Source organism: Mycobacterium sp. NGS39 (genome assembly GCF_059812765.1).
Map to the genome: position 1 here is coordinate 311,659 of NZ_JCALDH010000002.1, position 16,699 is coordinate 328,357.

At 66.0% G+C, this 16,699-nt stretch carries 13 protein-coding genes and 2 tRNA genes; 9 read left to right on the plus strand and 6 right to left on the minus strand.

The window, feature by feature from the left end:
* Positions 1-5: 5 nt before the first annotated feature.
* The gene (locus tag AC5Y39_RS03825; RefSeq protein ID WP_500015087.1) at positions 6-791 is read right to left on the minus strand and encodes a DUF1542 domain-containing protein; all 786 of its coding nucleotides are present in this window, start codon (positions 789-791) and stop codon (positions 6-8) included.
* A 121-nt stretch (positions 792-912) separates the two neighbouring features.
* Positions 913-983: transfer RNA gene (locus AC5Y39_RS03830), tRNA-Gly, on the minus strand.
* Between the two features lie 78 nt (positions 984-1,061).
* Here AC5Y39_RS03830 and AC5Y39_RS03835 point away from each other — a divergent pair.
* The 5 genes from AC5Y39_RS03835 (at position 1,062) to clpX (ending at position 5,496) form a co-directional block, all read left to right on the plus strand.
* A tRNA-Pro gene (locus AC5Y39_RS03835) sits at positions 1,062-1,135 on the plus strand.
* Positions 1,136-1,170: 35 nt separating this feature from the next.
* Complete coding sequence (gene tig, locus AC5Y39_RS03840; protein ID WP_500014987.1) at positions 1,171-2,580, plus strand: trigger factor; 1,410 nt, start codon at positions 1,171-1,173, stop codon at positions 2,578-2,580.
* Positions 2,581-2,621: 41 nt separating this feature from the next.
* Positions 2,622-3,284 carry an ATP-dependent Clp protease proteolytic subunit gene (locus AC5Y39_RS03845; protein WP_499908748.1) on the plus strand — a complete coding sequence of 221 codons (663 nt, stop codon included), beginning with the start codon at positions 2,622-2,624 and terminating at the stop codon, positions 3,282-3,284.
* An 8-nt stretch (positions 3,285-3,292) separates the two neighbouring features.
* Positions 3,293-3,943, plus strand: a complete 651-nt coding sequence (gene clpP2 / locus AC5Y39_RS03850) for an ATP-dependent CLP protease proteolytic subunit ClpP2 (RefSeq protein WP_500015587.1) — start codon at positions 3,293-3,295, stop codon at positions 3,941-3,943.
* 272 nt (positions 3,944-4,215) lie between these two features.
* Positions 4,216-5,496: an ATP-dependent Clp protease ATP-binding subunit ClpX gene (clpX, locus tag AC5Y39_RS03855; protein ID WP_500014985.1), complete on the plus strand. Its 1,281-nt coding sequence runs from the start codon at positions 4,216-4,218 to the stop codon at positions 5,494-5,496.
* Here the strand turns inward: clpX and AC5Y39_RS03860 are convergent, their stop codons facing one another.
* From AC5Y39_RS03860 to AC5Y39_RS03870, 3 genes are read right to left on the minus strand one after another with little or no spacing between them, the layout of a single operon-like run.
* Positions 5,497-5,958, minus strand: coding sequence for a pyridoxamine 5'-phosphate oxidase family protein (locus tag AC5Y39_RS03860; RefSeq protein ID WP_500014983.1), 462 nt, complete (start codon positions 5,956-5,958; stop codon positions 5,497-5,499).
* Positions 5,955-6,782 (minus strand): formate dehydrogenase accessory sulfurtransferase FdhD, encoded by an 828-nt coding sequence (gene fdhD / locus AC5Y39_RS03865; RefSeq protein ID WP_500014981.1) that lies wholly within the window; start codon positions 6,780-6,782, stop codon positions 5,955-5,957. Before fdhD ends, AC5Y39_RS03860 begins: the two co-directional genes overlap by 4 nt.
* A 21-nt stretch (positions 6,783-6,803) precedes the next feature.
* Entirely contained in the window at positions 6,804-8,438 is a 1,635-nt protein-coding gene (locus AC5Y39_RS03870) for a fatty acyl-AMP ligase (protein ID WP_500014980.1), read from the minus strand.
* 262 nt (positions 8,439-8,700) lie between these two features.
* Here AC5Y39_RS03870 and AC5Y39_RS03875 point away from each other — a divergent pair, with 262 nt between their 5' ends.
* Entirely contained in the window at positions 8,701-9,822 is a 1,122-nt protein-coding gene (locus AC5Y39_RS03875; RefSeq protein WP_500015585.1) for a YeiH family protein, read from the plus strand.
* Between the two features lie 4 nt (positions 9,823-9,826).
* On the opposite strand, the gene AC5Y39_RS03880 is transcribed toward AC5Y39_RS03875, so the two are convergent.
* A complete protein-coding gene (locus tag AC5Y39_RS03880; RefSeq protein WP_500014978.1) occupies positions 9,827-12,133 on the minus strand; it encodes a YncE family protein in 2,307 nt (768 codons plus the stop codon).
* Between the two features lie 284 nt (positions 12,134-12,417).
* On the opposite strand from AC5Y39_RS03880, the gene AC5Y39_RS03885 reads away from it, so the two are divergent.
* The 3 genes from AC5Y39_RS03885 to mobA are packed head-to-tail and all read left to right on the plus strand — an operon-like array spanning position 12,418 to position 15,989.
* Positions 12,418-14,358 (plus strand): 2-oxoacid:acceptor oxidoreductase subunit alpha, encoded by a 1,941-nt coding sequence (locus tag AC5Y39_RS03885; protein WP_500014976.1) that lies wholly within the window; start codon positions 12,418-12,420, stop codon positions 14,356-14,358.
* Positions 14,351-15,418: a 2-oxoacid:ferredoxin oxidoreductase subunit beta gene (locus AC5Y39_RS03890; protein ID WP_500014974.1), complete on the plus strand. Its 1,068-nt coding sequence runs from the start codon at positions 14,351-14,353 to the stop codon at positions 15,416-15,418. Before AC5Y39_RS03885 ends, AC5Y39_RS03890 begins: the two co-directional genes overlap by 8 nt.
* On the plus strand, positions 15,408-15,989 hold the full coding sequence (gene mobA, locus AC5Y39_RS03895) for a molybdenum cofactor guanylyltransferase (protein WP_500015583.1): 582 nt from the start codon (positions 15,408-15,410) through the stop codon (positions 15,987-15,989). Before AC5Y39_RS03890 ends, mobA begins: the two co-directional genes overlap by 11 nt.
* Positions 15,990-16,699 lie beyond the last annotated feature (710 nt).

Below are 16,699 nucleotides of genomic sequence, written 5' to 3' on the forward strand. Positions count from 1 at the left end.
CCGGCTCAGAAGTCGCCGAAGTCACCGCCGCCGAAATCGCCGCCGCCGAAGTCACCCCAGCCGCTGCTGTCACCGACCCCGCTGTCCCAGACGCTGTTGTCCCAGTTGCCGGCGTCTTGGGCCTCAGCGGCGTCGAAGCCGGCGTCATACCCGCTGTCGTACGCGTTGTCGTAGCCGACGCCGTGCATCCCGGAGAACAGCGCGTCGAACACCAGCATCGAGCCGACGCCCCACGCGCCGGCCACCAGTGCCGTCTTCCACCACGGCTCGGAGTACCAGCCAGCTGGCACCGGACGGCCGGCGACGGTGCCGCCGGGGTAGTAGTTCGGCGTGCGCGGAGACGGCGTGGGCGATGCTTCGATCTCGCGGCCTTCCACCTGCACCCGACGGTCTTCGGTGACCGCGCCGGCGGTGCGCTGGCCGTTCAGCGACTCGAGTTCGGGGCCCGGGTCCATGCCCATCGCTTGCCGTGCGGCGCGCACATAGTAGAGCCCTTCGAGGGCACTCTCCTTGGCCAGCTGGGCCTGCCGCACGGTGGTGGCCTGCTCGATCTGCGACGAGGCTGCGGTGTAGCGCTCCGACGCGTCAGCCAGGGCCTGCTTGGACGCATCATCGGTGGCGGTCAGATTGAGCACCTGGCCGCCGAGCCGCTCGATGAGCCGGCGCGCGTCTGCTTTGGCGTCGGCCAGCGTGGCTTCGGTGCGACGGCGCGACGCTCGCGAGGAGCCGATGACCGCCCAGGCGATCGCCGCGATCACCAAGACGAGGATCACGAGTAGCGCGGCGTTCATGGCGTCCACAGTACCGACGATGCGCCAGCGCAAGGCCGCGCCGAAAGCGACGTTTTGCAGGGCTCTTCTCGCACTTCTTCTGCGAAACGTCGCTCTCGCGATCGCCGGGCCCGGCGTTGAGAGCGGGTGACGGGAATCGAACCCGCGTAACTAGCTTGGAAGGCTAGGGCTCTACCACTGAGCTACACCCGCAGTGCAGCAACGATGGCACTGTACGGTGCCTTCGCGCACCACGCCAAGCGGGCCGTAGGATCGCCTGGTTACTGGATTCGGGGTGTAGCGCAGCTTGGTAGCGCATCCGCTTTGGGAGCGGAAGGCCGCAGGTTCAAATCCTGTCACCCCGACTGGAGCTGACTACCAATCAAGGAGCCATGAGCACGTGAAGAGCACCGTCGAGCAGCTGAGCCCCACCAGGGTCAAGATCAATGTGGAGGTGCCGTTCACCGAGCTGCAGCCCGACTTCGACCGTGCCTACAAGCAGCTGGCGCAGCAAGTTCGGTTGCCCGGCTTCCGACCTGGCAAGGCGCCCGCGAAGTTGCTGGAGGCCCGCATCGGCCGGGGCGCGATCCTCGAGCAGGTGGTCAACGACGTGCTGCCCAGCCGCTACAGCGAGGCCGTCACGTCCTCGGACGTGCAGCCGATCGGCCAGCCTGAAATCGAGATCACCAAGATCGAAGACGGCGACGAGCTGGTGTTCACCGCAGAGGTGGACGTGCGGCCCAAGATCGAGTTGCCCGACCTGAGCACGCTGACCATCACCGTCGACCCGTTCGAAGTGACCGACGAGGACGTCGACGCCGAGTTGCAGTCGCTGCGGACCCGCTTCGGCACGCTCACCGGTGTCGACCGCCCGGCGCAGAACGGCGACTTCGTCTCCATCGACCTGGCCGCCACCGTCGACGGCGAGGAGGTTCCCGAAGCCGCCACCGAGGGGCTGTCGCATGAGGTCGGCTCCGGACAGCTGATCGAGGGCCTGGACGAGGCGATCGTCGGGTTGAAGGCCGGTGAGTCGCGCGTGTTCACCACCACGCTGGCCGCGGGTGAGCACGCCGGCAAGGAAGCACAGGTGACCGTGACCGTGAAGTCGGTCAAGGAACGCGAGCTACCCGAGCCGGACGACGAATTCGCCCAGCTGGCAAGCGAATTCGACACGATCGATGAGCTGAAGGCCAGCCTGCGCGAGCAAGTGGCGCGGGTGAAGCGGATTCAGCAGGCGGAGAAGATCCGCGACGCCGCGATCGAGACGCTGCTTGAGCAGGTGGAGGTGCCCCTGCCGGAGAACATCGTCCAAGCTCAGGTCGACGAGGCCGTGCACAATGCGCTACACGGCCTGGACCACGACGAGGACCGGCTGGCCGAGGCGCTGGCCGAGCAGGGCAGCAGCCGCGAGCAGTTCGAAGCCGACGCACGCCAGAACGCCGAAAAAGGCATCAAGACCCAGCTGCTCATCGACGCGATCGCCGACCAACTCGACATCGAGGTCGGTCAGGAGGACCTGACCGAGCGGCTGGTGCTGCAGGCCCGTCAGTACGGCCTCGAGCCACAGCAGCTGCTGCAATTCCTGCAGCAGAACAACCAGCTGCCGGCGATGTACGCCGACGTGCGGCGGGGCAAGGCGCTCGCCGCGATTGTGCACGGCGCGACTGTCAAAGACAGCGACGGCAATGTCATCGACACCGACGAGTTCTTCGGGCCGCGCCAGCAGGCAGAATCGGAAGCGGACGAGGCCGGCGCCGATACAGCAGACGACGACGTAGACGACGCGGCCGACGACGACCAGTCACGCTGAGAGCGAACCGGTGCCTTGCCGGGAGTGCGCGACGCGGCGAGTTGGTTAGTGTCGAGGAAACAAGCAGAGCAGCGAGAAAGCAGGTACCAGCTGTGACGGACATGCGTTCGAGCGCGCCGGGGCTCAACCTGGTGGACTCGGTCTACGAGCGATTGCTGACCGAGCGCATCATTTTCCTCGGCTCGCAGGTCGACGACGACATCGCCAACCGGTTGTGCGCGCAGATTCTGCTGCTCGCCGCCGAGGATCCGACCAAGGACATCCACCTCTACATCAATTCACCGGGCGGCTCGATCAGCGCGGGCATGGCGATCTACGACACCATGGTGCTCGCACCTTGCGACGTCGCCACCTACGCGATGGGCATGGCTGCCTCGATGGGACAGTTCCTGCTCGCCGCGGGCACCAAGGGCAAGCGCTACGCGCTGCCGCACGCCCGGATCCTGATGCACCAGCCACTCGGCGGGGTCACCGGCAGCGCCGCGGACATCGCGATCCAGGCCGAGCAGTTCGCGGTGATCAAAAAGGAGATGTTCCGCCTCAACGCCGAGTTCACCGGCCAGCCGATCGAGCGCATCTACGCCGACTCCGACCGCGACCGCTGGTTCACCGCCCAGGAGGCGCTGGAGTACGGCTTCGTCGACCACATCATCACCCGCGCCGAAGTCAACGGGTCAGGACCGGGAGCAGGACTAGACAAATGACATCGCACATGCAGCCGGCCTACGGCGGAGCCGCCAATCAGCCTCAAGCTCGCTACATCCTCCCGTCGTTCATCGAGCACTCGAGCTTCGGCATCAAGGAATCCAATCCGTACAACAAGCTGTTCGAGGAACGCATCATCTTCCTCGGTGTGCAGGTTGACGATGCGTCGGCCAACGACATCATGGCCCAGCTGTTGGTGCTGGAATCGCTGGATCCCGACCGCGACATCACCATGTACATCAACTCGCCAGGCGGCTCGTTCACGTCACTGATGGCGATCTACGACACGATGCAGTACGTGCGTGCCGACATCCAGACGGTGTGCTTGGGCCAGGCCGCGTCGGCGGCCGCAGTGCTATTGGCCGCCGGCACGCCCGGCAAGCGGATGGCTCTGCCCAACGCGCGGGTGCTGATCCACCAGCCGGCGCTGGCCGGTGTAATCCAGGGTCAGTTCTCCGACCTGGAGATCCAAGCTGCGGAGATCGAGCGGATGCGCAAGCTGATGGAGCACACGCTGGCGCGTCACACCGGCAAAGACCCGGAAGTGATTCGCAAGGACACCGACCGCGACAAGATCCTGACTGCTGAAGATGCGAAGGACTACGGGATCATCGACACGGTGCTGGAATACCGCAAACTGTCGGCGCAGACGGCCTGATTTTCTTCGTTGTGACGTCGCGCGCGGGTTGCGGCCACGACACGCCCAGGACACGGTCTGCGCTACAGCGCGCCGTCCGCCCGGACAGAGGATATGTTTCAGAGCAGCGCAGGCGCCCGCCCGCGTAACAAATACCACCGACGCGATTCGCCCGATGGGTCGCACCCCGGCCGATCAAGCGGGTAGCGTCGGAGCAGACGTCCGATACAACGTCGAAACGACACGGAACCTAGAGAACTGACGACGCCGACAGGAAGTAGGACCCGACCACCATGGCGCGCATTGGAGACGGCGGTGACCTGCTGAAGTGCTCGTTCTGTGGCAAGAGCCAAAAACAGGTCAAGAAGCTGATCGCTGGCCCTGGCGTGTACATCTGCGACGAGTGCATTGACCTGTGTAACGAGATCATCGAAGAGGAACTGGCCGACGCCGACGACGTCAAGCTCGACGAGCTGCCCAAACCGGCCGAGATTCGCGAGTTCCTCGAGGGCTACGTCATCGGCCAGGACAACGCCAAACGGACGCTGGCCGTCGCTGTATACAACCACTACAAGCGCATCCAGGCCGGCGAGAAGACCCGCGACTCCCGCTCCGAGCCCGTCGAACTGGCCAAGTCCAACATTCTGATGCTGGGTCCCACCGGCTGTGGCAAGACGTATCTGGCGCAGACGCTGGCCAAGATGCTCAACGTGCCGTTCGCGATCGCCGACGCCACCGCGCTGACAGAGGCCGGCTATGTCGGCGAGGACGTCGAGAACATTCTGCTCAAGCTCATCCAAGCCGCCGACTACGACGTCAAGCGCGCCGAGACCGGGATCATCTACATCGACGAGGTCGACAAGATCGCCCGCAAGAGCGAGAACCCGTCGATCACGCGCGACGTCTCCGGTGAGGGCGTACAGCAGGCGCTGCTCAAGATCCTGGAAGGTACCCAGGCATCGGTGCCGCCCCAGGGCGGACGCAAGCATCCGCACCAGGAGTTCATCCAAATCGACACGACCAATGTGTTGTTCATCGTGGCCGGCGCATTCGCGGGGCTGGAGAAGATCGTCTCCGACCGGGTGGGCAAACGCGGGCTCGGATTCGGCGCCGAGGTCAAGTCCAAGGCCGAGATCGACACCCAGGATCACTTCGCCGCGGTCATGCCCGAGGACCTGATCAAGTACGGGCTGATCCCGGAGTTCATCGGCCGGCTTCCGGTGGTGGCGTCGGTGACCAACCTGGACAAGGACTCGCTGGTGCAGATCCTGTCCAAGCCGAAGAACGCACTGGTGAAGCAGTACACCAAGCTCTTCGAGATGGACGGCGTCGAGCTGGAGTTCACTCAGGACGCGCTCGAGGCCATCGCGGATCAGGCCATCCACCGCGGCACCGGTGCTCGCGGGCTGCGCGCGATCATGGAAGAAGTGCTGCTGCCGGTGATGTACGACATTCCCAGCCGCGACGACGTCGCGAAGGTGGTCGTCACCAAGGAAACCGTGCAGGACAACGTGCTGCCCACGATCGTGCCGCGCAAGCCGTCGCGCCAAGAACGTCGCGACAAGACCGCGTAGCTACCGCGGGTACAGATCCCCGTAGTAGTCCAGCCAGCGCTGGACGATGACTTCTTCGGTGGTTCCGCCGTCGTACACCGGTGAGATCAGCGGCGCCGCTGACGTCACGTCGATCACGACGATCGAGCGGATTCGGTCCAGCGACAGCGCGGAACCGCGGCCGCGCAGTATGCGGATACCCCGCTCGAACATCTCCCCCGAGGTGTACACCGCGGCTGTTCCCTTGAACCGGAAGCCTTTTCGCAAGATCGGGTCGACGACGTTGACCTCGACATAGGGATTCGTTTCCAGGTTGGCGACGGTTCCCGGCGACGCCACGTCGGCGAACATCAACCGCTCGTCGTCCCACACCGTGGTGGTGCCTTTGGGGGACACGTTGGGCCGCCCATCGGCGGTGACGGTTGCGACGAAGCCCAACCGCTGCTCGAGGACGGTCTGCTGCATCTCCGGCGAAAGCCTCACCGCGGGCTCACCACCCGGTCGGGACGGGTGTAGACATTCATCGAGTCGCCGCGCAGGAACGCGACCAGCGTCACCCCGGACTGGCTGGCCAGGTCGACCGCCAGCGACGACGGCGCCGACACCGCCGCCAGCACCGGCACCCCAGCCATCACCGCCTTCTGCATGAGCTCGAAGGAGGCGCGGCCGCTGACCAGCAACACCGTGCCGCTCAGCGGAATTCGCTGCTGTTCGGTTGCCCAGCCGATCACCTTGTCCACGGCGTTGTGGCGGCCGATGTCCTCGCGCACCGCCAGCATGGTGCCGTCCACCGCGAACAGCGCGGCCCCATGCAGTCCGCCGGTGCTCGCGAAAACCCGCTGGGCTCTTTGCAATTGGCCGGGCATCGCGGTCAGAACGTCGGTGGTGACAGTGGCGGGGTCGTCGCCCGGGCAGTAGCGACTGATCAGTCGCACCGCGTCCAGGGACGCCTTGCCGCACACACCGCACGACGAGGTCGTGTAGAAGTTGCGGGTTACGCTGAAAGCGGGGACTGCGACGCCGTCGGCCAGCGTCACGTCGAGCACGTTGTAGGTGTTGGGTCCGTCGTCGCCGCCGCGGCAGTAGCGCACGGTGAGCACGTCGTCGCGGCGCGTGATCATCCCCTCGGTGAGCAAAAACCCCTGCGCCAGTTCGATATCCGAGCCAGGCGTACGCATCGTCACGCTCACCGGCTCGCCGTTCACCCGGATCTCCAGCGGCTCCTCGACCGCCAGCGTCTCGGGCCGGTCGACAGTCCGGTCGCCCTTCAGATGCCGAACGCGCCGACGCGCGGTCACCCGGCCCATCGTCTCAATCTAACGAACGGCTCAATTCACCAGCGCGAGCGCGTGCGCACGGCGCAGCTTGCCCGACGGCGTCTTCGGGATCATGCCGGGTGCGAGCACGACGACGTTGCGGGGACGCACGCCGATCTCGGCTACCACGGCATGGGCCACCGCATGCTTGATGCGGCGAACCTCCGCGGCATCGTCCCAGGCGTTCGACTCGACGGCCACCGCGAATGTCTCCCGGGAGCGGCCGGCGTCCAGCCGCACCGCCACCGCGCAGCCCGGACGGACCCCGTCGACGCGGCAGGCTGCACGCTCCACGTCCGCGGGGTAGACGCTGCGGCCCGCCATGATGATGACGTCCTTGACCCGCCCGCAGACGACGATGTGGCCGTTTTCCGTCAGGTAACCGAGGTCGCCGGTGTTGTACCAGCCCTGATCGTCCTGGGCCGACACGAATCCCGCCGTCGTGAGGTAGCCGGTGGTCAGCGGCTCGCCGCGCAACTCGATGACGCCGACCGCTCGCGGCGGCAGCAGATTGGCGTCTTCGTCGACGACCCGGGCCTCCAATCCCTTCAGCAGCGGGCCGAGCGTGGCCAACCGGACGGTGCGGCCGCCGCTGGCGGGAACGGCGCGACGCAGCACGGCGAGCAGATCAGCATCGATCTCGTCGACCACCAGACCGCCGCCGCACTCGGAGAACGACACCGCGACCGTCGACTCGGCCATCCCATACGCGGGCAGGATTGCCTCCGGGCGCAGGCCGAACGGTCTGCCCGCGTCGATCAGGTCTTCGACGTCGGCAGGTTCGACCGGCTCGGAGCCCGACAGCGCCCACCGCAGCGAGGACAGGTCGAAGTCGCCGGGCTTGGCCTGTTTGCGCAGCCGCTTGGCCAGCAATACGTAGGCGAAGTTCGGCGCAGCCGTCATCGTGCCCTTGTACTTGTCGATGAGCCGTGCCCACAACAAGATGTCGCGCAGGAAGTCCATGGGGGTGACCACGACCAGTTCGGCGCCGAAATACATCGGCACTGCGAGGAACCCGGTCATGCCCATGTCGTGGAACAACGGCAGCCAGCTGACGATCACGTCGTGGTCGAGGTCGTATTCGGCGGCGACGAACATGGCCTCGGCGTTGGAGTAAATGTTGCGGTGGCTGATCTGAACGGCCTTCGGATGGCCCGTCGACCCGGACGTCAGTTGCATCAGCGCGACATCGTCTTCGTCGGTGTCGACGGGGTCGATCGGATCGGCAGCGAGCAGCTCCTCGATGGTCAGCACGGTGACGCCGTGAGCCGCCAGCACCGGTGCCGCGGCCAAAAACGGCTCGGAGATCACTACGGCCTTGGCGGCGATCATGTCGATGACCCGGGTGGTGTCCTGTGCCCACAGTGCGAGATCGGTGCGCGGCGTCGGCTGGTGCAGCATCGTCAAACTGGCACCGCGCATCCAGACGCCCTGAGCCGTCGGCGCGATCTCGACCGGAGCGCCGGCGAGCGCGCCCACGGCGTCGCCGCGGCTCACCCCGGCGGCGGCGAGGCCGTCGGCTATTCGGCGGGCGCGTTCGTGCACCTGCCACCAGCTTTGCCGCAGCGGTGCGTGCGGCTCCCCGGTGACCAGCCCGTGCGAGCTGAGCCGAGCATTCCGGTACATCGTCGCGGTGAATCGACTCATCGGAGCGGGCCTTCCTTCGCCTGAAACGAACATCGGCGCTCAGCATGCCCTTCGGTGGCTTATTTCGCGGGCAAACGCGCCGATGCTGCGCTCAGGCGGATCGAATCTCTAGGCAACCAGCGCTGACCGGGGTCAGCATGTCGGCCATGAGTGAGCATAGGGTGAAGAAAGTCGGCGTCGACTGGTGGGCGACGATCGTTGCCGGCGTGATCGTGATCCTGGCGGTCGCCGACGTGCTGCCGAAGATTCCGTGGTGAGCGGGATGAGTGCCGTCCACACCGACCCCGACACCGAGACACCGGAGCCGACCTTCCCGGCTCGCAATGTGCTCGACTACGTGCCCGGGGTGCTGCTGCTGATCGCGATCGGCCTGCTGGGCAAGTACGCCCAGGTGGGGTGGAACGCGCTCGCGCGCCACGAACACTGGACTGTGCCTGACATCGAATATGTGTTGTGGGCCATCATTTTCGGGCTGTTGATCACGAACACTGTCGGCCTGCACCGCATCTTCCGGCCCGGTGTGACGACCTATGAGTTCTGGCTCAAGATCGGCATCGTCGCGCTGGGCGCGCGTTTCGTCCTCGGCGATGTCGTCAAACTCGGCGGTCTCAGCTTGATCCAGATCCTCGTGGACATGGCCGTCGCCGGCGGCATCATCCTGGCCGCGGCCCGGCTATTCGGACTGTCCGGCAAGGTGGGGTCGCTGCTTGCCGTCGGCACCTCGATCTGCGGGGTGTCAGCGATCATCGCGTCCAAAGGCGCTATCCGGGCCCGCGACACTGAAGCCGGGTATGCGATCGCGGCGATTTTGGCTCTGGGCGCCGTCGCATTGTTCACGCTGCCGCCGCTGGGGCATGCGCTCGGACTGACCGATCACGAGTTCGGGCTCTGGGCGGGCTTAGCGGTCGACAACACCGCCGAAACCACCGCCACCGGATACCTGTTCTCCGACGAGGCCGGCAAGATCGCGGTGCTGGTGAAATCCACTCGCAACGCGCTGATCGGGTTCGTGGTCCTGGGATTCGCTCTCTACTGGGCGTCGCGCGGCGAGGCCGACGAACTTGCTCCGGGCGTGAAGGCCAAGGCGCTGTTCGTGTGGAAGAAGTTCCCGAAGTTCGTGCTCGGCTTCTTGGTGGTGTCGGCGATCGCCACCGCGGGCTGGTTGACCAAAGGGCAGACTACCAACCTGGCGAACGTGTCGAAGTGGGCCTTCCTGCTGACGTTCGCCGGCGTCGGGCTCAACACGAACTTGCGGGAACTGGCCCGCACCGGCTGGCGGCCACTGGTGGTGGCGGTGATCGGGCTGGTGGTGGTCGCGTCGGTGTCGCTGGGACTGGTGCTGCTGACGTCGCGGGTGTTCGGCTGGGGCGTGCAGCTGGGCTGAGCCCTCAGAGCGACAGCAGTGACACGCCGTCGCGGTGATGCACGAACGCACGGGTGCCGTCAGCGCTCACGTCGACGTCGAATGGTCTGCGGCCCACCGCGATTGTGGTGGTGACCGTGGTTCTGCCCGTGTCGATCACCGACAGCGAGTTGTCCCGGTTGTTGACGACGAACGCCCGGGTCCCGTCGGCGTCGACCGCAACCCGGCACGGGCGCGCACCGACGGACAAGGTTCGGGCGACGGCATCGGTTGCCGAGTCGATGACCGCCAACGAGTCGTCGAGATAGTTGGCGACGTACGCGCGACGGCCGTCGGGGCTGGCCGCCACGTCCCATGGATACTGGCCCACCGCGACGTCTTTGACTGAATTGGTTGCGGTGTCGATGACCGCTACCGCATTTGCGTCGGACCTCACGACGTACGCACGCGAACCCGCCGGGGTGAACACCGGGTCGGGCAGATGGCCGCCCAGCCGCAGGCGGGCGATCACCTGGTGGTAGCCGGCGCTTGTCGGGTCGGTGTCGACAACACAGGCCGAACCGTCGTCGCGCAGGCTCAGATACAGGCGTAACCCGTTGGGCGCCATTAGGATTCGATACGGTTGCGACGGCAGCGGGATAACGGCGACTCTGCCGGTGGCGATATGCAGGGCCCACACCGCACGGTCGAACTGGTTGATCGCATATACCCATCGCTGGTTCGGCGCGACCTGAAGTGCGGTGGGCGGACAGCCGAGCTCGATGTGCCCGATCACTGAGTCGCGGGTGGGGCTTTGGGCGTCGGTGTCGATCACCGACAGGCGGCCGTTCACTTCGTCGACCGAGTGGGCGCAGCTGCCGTCATCGCTGAGCACAACGCCCGTGGACCAGCACCGGCCGACGTCGAGCGTGGCCACGACCGTGTGGCACCGGTCGCTGTCGCGGTCGGTGTCGACGACCGACAGCGTGCCGTCCTGGTGGTTGGTGACGTACGCGCGGCTGCCGTCGCGGCTCAGCACGAGCGCCGACGGGTAGCGGCCCACCGGCACCGCCGCGGTGGTTCCGCAGGCCCCCACCACCTCGACGAGGTCGTCGTCGCTGCGAATCACGAAGGCGCGCCCGGCATCTGGGTCTGTGGTCACGCCGCACGTGCCGCGGTCGAACTCGATCACGCGAACCTTGCTGGCGCGCCGTGACGGCGCGGTGCGCCCGGCCCGCGTAGTGCCGGGATCGCCGGATTCGGCGACGTCGATCAAAGACACGGTGTGGCAACGGAAGTCGGTGACGTACGCGTAGTCGCCGGACGGATCTGGCGCGACGCCGTAGGGCGCGCTCGTATTCACGACCTTCGTCGCGCCGGTCGCGATGTCGACGATCGTCACCGTGCCTGTGAGCCGGGAAGCGTCGAGCGCGGTCACGTAGGCGAACCGCCCGTAGGCGTCCACCGCCACACCGATCGGGTGCTCCTTTACTGGAATGGTCTCTGTCACCGCCGGCCTTCTCAGGTCGATCACCGACACTGAAGCGCCGCCGGCGTTGGTGACGAAAGCCTGGCCGCCGTCAGGAGTGACGGCGACCTGCGCGGGATGCTTGCCGACCGGAATGGTTCCCCCCACGGTCCCCACGTCCGCATCCACGACCAACAGCCGGTCACGGGCGTTGTCGACCACATAGAGCTTGCGGCCGTCCGGGCTGACGGCCATGCCGGTCGGTGCGCCGCCCAGACGAATCGTCGAGCTGGCAACATCGACGACCGTCAGCGTGCCGTCACCCTGGTTCGTCACGAACACCCGTTCGGCGTCGGGGGACACCGCGACGCCGTAGGGGTTCGAGCCCACCGCGATCGTCGCCGTCACAGCCTGGATCTGCGTGTCGATGACCGACACGGAATCGCTTGCGGCGTTGGCCACGTAGGCGTTTCGGCCGTCGGCGCTCAGCGCGATCCCGTAGGGTGCGCGCCCGACGGCGATCGTCAGGGCCGCCGTTCCGCTCTCGGCGTCGATCACCGACACGGAGTCGTCACCGGTGTTGACCACGTAGACGCGGTTGCCGTCCGGACTGACCGCGACCCCGGTGGGGAACGTACCCACCGGGGCGCTGCCCAGTGCCTGCTTCGGCCCCGTCTCGAGCGGCGGCGCCGGGGTGTTCAGCGGGATGTCGTAGGCGGTGTGGGGCACGTCGACGAGCGCCGGGACGCGGGCGCGGGGTCGCCGCAGCGCCGCTCGGACGGAGCCCAACAGTGTCCCCGGGATACCCGGCGATGCGGCGGAGGCTGTTGCCATCGGAACCAGGCCAGCGATGCTGACCCGCCACAGCGGGAGGTTCCGGTTCATCACCGATGAGCATAGGTTTGGCGGCGCCGCTAGGAAGGCGTTATCGCCGACCCGGCTCGGGTGCTTGCGCAAGTAAGCGCATCTCTTAGAAACCTTTCAAACGCGACGTGACGAAAACCACACTTTCTCGCCGCTCCGCGAGTGTCGCATCCTCTGAGCTGCTTTTTTGCGGGCACAATGGGCGATTGCATGTGCCTCGTAGGTAAAGGCTTCACTAAGAAAGTGCAATAATCGGTACTAGTAGTGACATCAACCTTGCGGCTTGGGGCGAAAGGTGGTCTGTCGTGACGCCGACCGGCAACGGCGCCAGCCCTCACGGGCGACAAAAACTCGAGAGGGTCGTCATCCGATTTGCTGGTGATTCCGGCGACGGCATGCAGCTCACGGGTGACCGGTTCACCTCCGAGGCCGCACTCTTCGGCAACGACCTTGCCACCCAACCCAATTACCCCGCCGAGATCCGTGCCCCCCAAGGCACGCTTCCCGGCGTTTCGTCTTTCCAGATCCAGATCGCCGATTACGACATCCTGACCGCCGGTGACCGGCCCGACGTCCTCGTCGCGATGAACCCGGCGGCGCTGAAGGCCAACATCGGCGACCTCCCGCGCGGCGGGCTGGTGATAGCCAACTCCGACGAGTTCACCAAACGCAACCTCGCCAAGGTCGGCTACGAGGCGAATCCGCTGGAGTCCGGGGAGCTGGCCGATTACGTCGTGCACGCCGTCCCGATGACCACGCTGACGCTGGGTGCCGTCGAGCAGATCGGCGCGTCGAAGAAGGACGGCCAGCGGGCAAAGAACATGTTCGCGCTGGGCCTGTTGTCGTGGATGTATGGCCGCGAGATCGAGCCCCAAGAAACCTTCATCCGCGAGAAGTTCGCCCGCAAGCCCGACGTTGCAGAGGCCAACGTGCTGGCGCTGCGCGCCGGCTGGAACTACGGCGAAACCACCGAAGCCTTCGGCACCACGTTCGAGGTGGCGCCCGCCAAACTCCAGCCGGGGGAGTATCGCCAGATTTCGGGCAACACCGCGCTGGCCTACGGGATCATCGTCGCCGGCCAGCTGGCCGGCACCAAAGTGGTGCTGGGCAGCTACCCGATCACCCCCGCGTCGGACATCCTGCACGAACTGTCCAAGCACAAGAACTTCGACGTCATCACGTTCCAGGCCGAGGACGAGATCGCCGGGATCGGTGCCGCAATCGGCGCGTCGTACGGCGGCGCCTTGGGCGTCACCAGCACCTCGGGCCCCGGCATCTCGCTGAAGTCCGAGGCGATCGGGTTGGCGGTGATGACCGAGCTGCCGCTGCTGGTCATCGACGTGCAGCGCGGCGGCCCGTCCACGGGCCTGCCCACCAAGACGGAGCAGGCCGATCTGCTGCAGGCGCTGTTCGGGCGCAACGGCGAGTCGCCGGTTGCAGTGCTGGCCGCGCGCTCCCCGTCGGATTGCTTCGACGTCGCGATCGAGGCCGCGCGGATCGCGCTGACGTACCGCACGCCGGTGCTGTTGCTCTCGGACGGCGCGATCGCGAACGGCTCTGAACCGTGGCGCATTCCAGACGTCAGCACTTTCGCGCCGATCGAGCGCAACCTGGCGCAGCCGGGCGAGGACTTCCAGCCCTACGCTCGCGACCCCGAGACGTTGGCGCGCCAGTTCGCGATTCCGGGCACTCCTGGGCTCGAGCACCGTATCGGCGGTCTGGAGTCGGCGAGCGGGTCGGGCAACATCTCCTACGACCCGGCCAACCACGACCTGATGGTGCGGCTGCGCCAGGCGAAGATCGACGGCATTGCGGTGCCCGACGTCGAGGTGGACGACCCGACTGGCGACGCCGAGTTGCTCCTGATCGGCTGGGGCAGCAGCTACGGGCCCATCGGTGAGGCGTGCAGGCGCGCTCGTCGTGACGGCATCAAGGTCGCCCAGGCCCACCTCCGCCACCTCAACCCGTTCCCGGCCAACCTCGGTGATGTGCTGCGCCGGTATCGCACCGTGGTCTGCCCGGAGATGAACCTCGGGCAGTTGGCGCTGCTGCTGCGGGGCAAGTACCTGGTCGACGTGCAATCGGTCACCAAGGTGCAGGGCATGGCGTTCCTGGCCGACGAAATCGAGGACGTCATCGACTCCGCCCTCGACGGGTCACTGGCTGAGAAAGAAAGAGACAAGGCCAGATTCGCGAAGTTTGACGGTAGCGTGTCGGTGAGCAAGCGGGAGCTAGTGCATGACTGATCTGATCGGCTTAGACCTGGGGCTGACCGCGACCAGCGGTGTGCCCACCACCGACGTTCCGCAGAAGGCCAAGGACTTCACCAGCGACCAAGAAGTGCGCTGGTGCCCGGGGTGCGGCGACTACGTCATCCTCAACACGATCCGCAACTTCTTGCCGGAGCTGGGGCTGCGCCGCGAGAACATGGTGTTCATCAGCGGCATCGGCTGCTCAAGCCGCTTCCCGTATTACCTCGAAACGTACGGTCTGCACTCGATTCACGGCCGGGCGCCGACGCTGGCCACCGGGCTGGCTCTGGCTCGTGACGACCTGTCGGTGTGGGTGGTCACCGGTGACGGCGACGCCCTGTCGATCGGCGGGAACCACCTGATCCACGCGCTGCGCCGCAACGTCAACATCACGATCCTGCTGTTCAACAACCGGATCTACGGGCTGACCAAGGGGCAGTATTCACCCACGTCAGAAGTCGGCAAGATCACCAAGTCCACGCCGATGGGGTCGCTTGATCAGCCGTTCAACCCCGTCTCGGTGGCACTGGGTGCAGAGGCCACGTTCGTCGGCCGCGCGTTGGATTCCGACCGCAAGGGCCTCTCCGCGGTGCTGCGGGCTGCGGCCCAGCATCGAGGCGCTGCATTCGTCGAGATTCTGCAGGACTGCCCGATCTTCAACGACGGCTCATTCGACCTGCTGCGTAAAGAGGGCGCCGAGGAGCGGCTGATCAACCTCACGGCAGGCCAGCCGATCACCTTCGGCAACAACGGCGAATACTGTGTCGTGCGATCAGGCTTCGGTCTCGAGGTGGCCAAGACCGCCGATGTGGCCGTCGACCGGATCGTCGTGCACGACCCGTCCATCGAAGATCCGAGCTACGCCTTCGCGCTGTCGCGCCTGAGCGACCAGAACCTGGAACACACCGTGATGGGTGTCTTCCGGCAGGTGCAGCGACCCACCTACGACGACGGCGTCCGCACGCAGGTACGCGACGCGAAGGCGGCCACCCCGCACGACACCGCGGCACTGCAGTCGCTGCTGCGGGGCCGCGACACCTGGACTGTTGACTGATCTCGGTTCGCCGCTGGCCGCGGTGGTGCTGGCCGGTGGCGCTTCCCGCCGGATGGGCCGCGACAAGGCCACACTGCCGTACATGGGCACCACGCTGGTGCAGCATGTGGTGAGTGTGGTCAAGCAGCGCTGCTCGCCGGTGTTCGTGATCGCCGCTCCGGGGCAGCGCATCCCGGAGGTGGACGCCGACGTGCTACGCGACGACGTACGCGGGGTGGGCCCGCTCCTCGCCACCGGCCGGGGACTGCGTGCGGCAGCCGAAGCCGGGGTGCCGTGGGCGTTCGTCTGCGCCGTGGACATGCCTTTTTTGGACGCGGTGCTCATCGACGTGCTGATCGAGTCGTCGAAGAACATTCCCGCCGAGGTGGTGTTGCCGTGGGACGGCCGCGACCACTTTCTCGCGGCTCTGTACCGGACGTCGCTGGTCGAGCGGATCAACGAGTTGGTAGCCGCGGGCGAGCGCAGCATGGCGGCATTGGTGAATTCCGTTGACGCTCAGCGAATTGTGGTCGCCGACGGCCGGCCGCTGACCAACGTTAATTCCTCTGCGGATTTGCGTCTGTTGCGCTGATACGCACTGACCAATACGAGCCGGTTTCGGGCACTCCGTATATTGACAATTTCGTCAATCGTCAGTCTTCTGTCGCCAGGTAATAGTGTTACCGATCTCACGTGACGCGGCTGCGCAGGTTTAGATCACAGCACGTCGGGCGGCATTTCGATGCACATTGACAAGCTGTTTTCGGTGAGCCAGTTCACAAAATACCGGTGATTCGGATCACCAATCCTCGGGCGGACACGAGACTGAGAATCTCTGAGACACGCCGTGCTGACCTGGCAGGACGCTGAGAGCCACTTCTCGTGACCGCGTCGTTATCGGTTCGAGATTGGCGATTTGGCGATGTGACTTTTCGTCGGATCGTTTGTAACTTCCATTTGTCTTCGTAACCGGAGCAAAACAATTTCAAACCAGAACCTGCGTGTGTGGGGCCACTGGGAGGCTTGCGACTGATTGCGTCGCCTCCGTCGGCCACCGGGACACCGTGGCCCGGTGAGACGAATCTTGTCTCCCTGTCGCGCCTGACCGAGACGGCGCGATTCGAGGAAGCACCCCGCCCCTCCTGGGGGCGCTTACGTCCGCTTCGGCGGGCGTCCTCGGCGCGCGCTTGGCGAAAGGAATGATGTGAACAACCTCCGCAAGGTGATCACGAAGGTGATTACAGGGGCCGCCGTCACCGGCGGGCTCGTCGCTGCACCGTTGGCGATGTCGACGGCGACCGC

Coding starts and splice junctions, on each gene's coding strand:
- AC5Y39_RS03870 (WP_500014980.1), bottom strand. CDS start 8,438: ATGAGTCGATTCACCGCGACGATGTACCGGAATGCTCGGCTCAGCTCG.
- AC5Y39_RS03875 (WP_500015585.1), top strand. CDS start 8,701: ATGAGTGCCGTCCACACCGACCCCGACACCGAGACACCGGAGCCGACC.
- AC5Y39_RS03890 (WP_500014974.1), top strand. CDS start 14,351: ATGACTGATCTGATCGGCTTAGACCTGGGGCTGACCGCGACCAGCGGT.
- clpP2 (WP_500015587.1), top strand. CDS start 3,293: ATGCAGCCGGCCTACGGCGGAGCCGCCAATCAGCCTCAAGCTCGCTAC.
- clpX (WP_500014985.1), top strand. CDS start 4,216: ATGGCGCGCATTGGAGACGGCGGTGACCTGCTGAAGTGCTCGTTCTGT.
- AC5Y39_RS03880 (WP_500014978.1), bottom strand. CDS start 12,133: ATGAACCGGAACCTCCCGCTGTGGCGGGTCAGCATCGCTGGCCTGGTT.
- fdhD (WP_500014981.1), bottom strand. CDS start 6,782: ATGGGCCGGGTGACCGCGCGTCGGCGCGTTCGGCATCTGAAGGGCGAC.
- AC5Y39_RS03825 (WP_500015087.1), bottom strand. CDS start 791: ATGAACGCCGCGCTACTCGTGATCCTCGTCTTGGTGATCGCGGCGATC.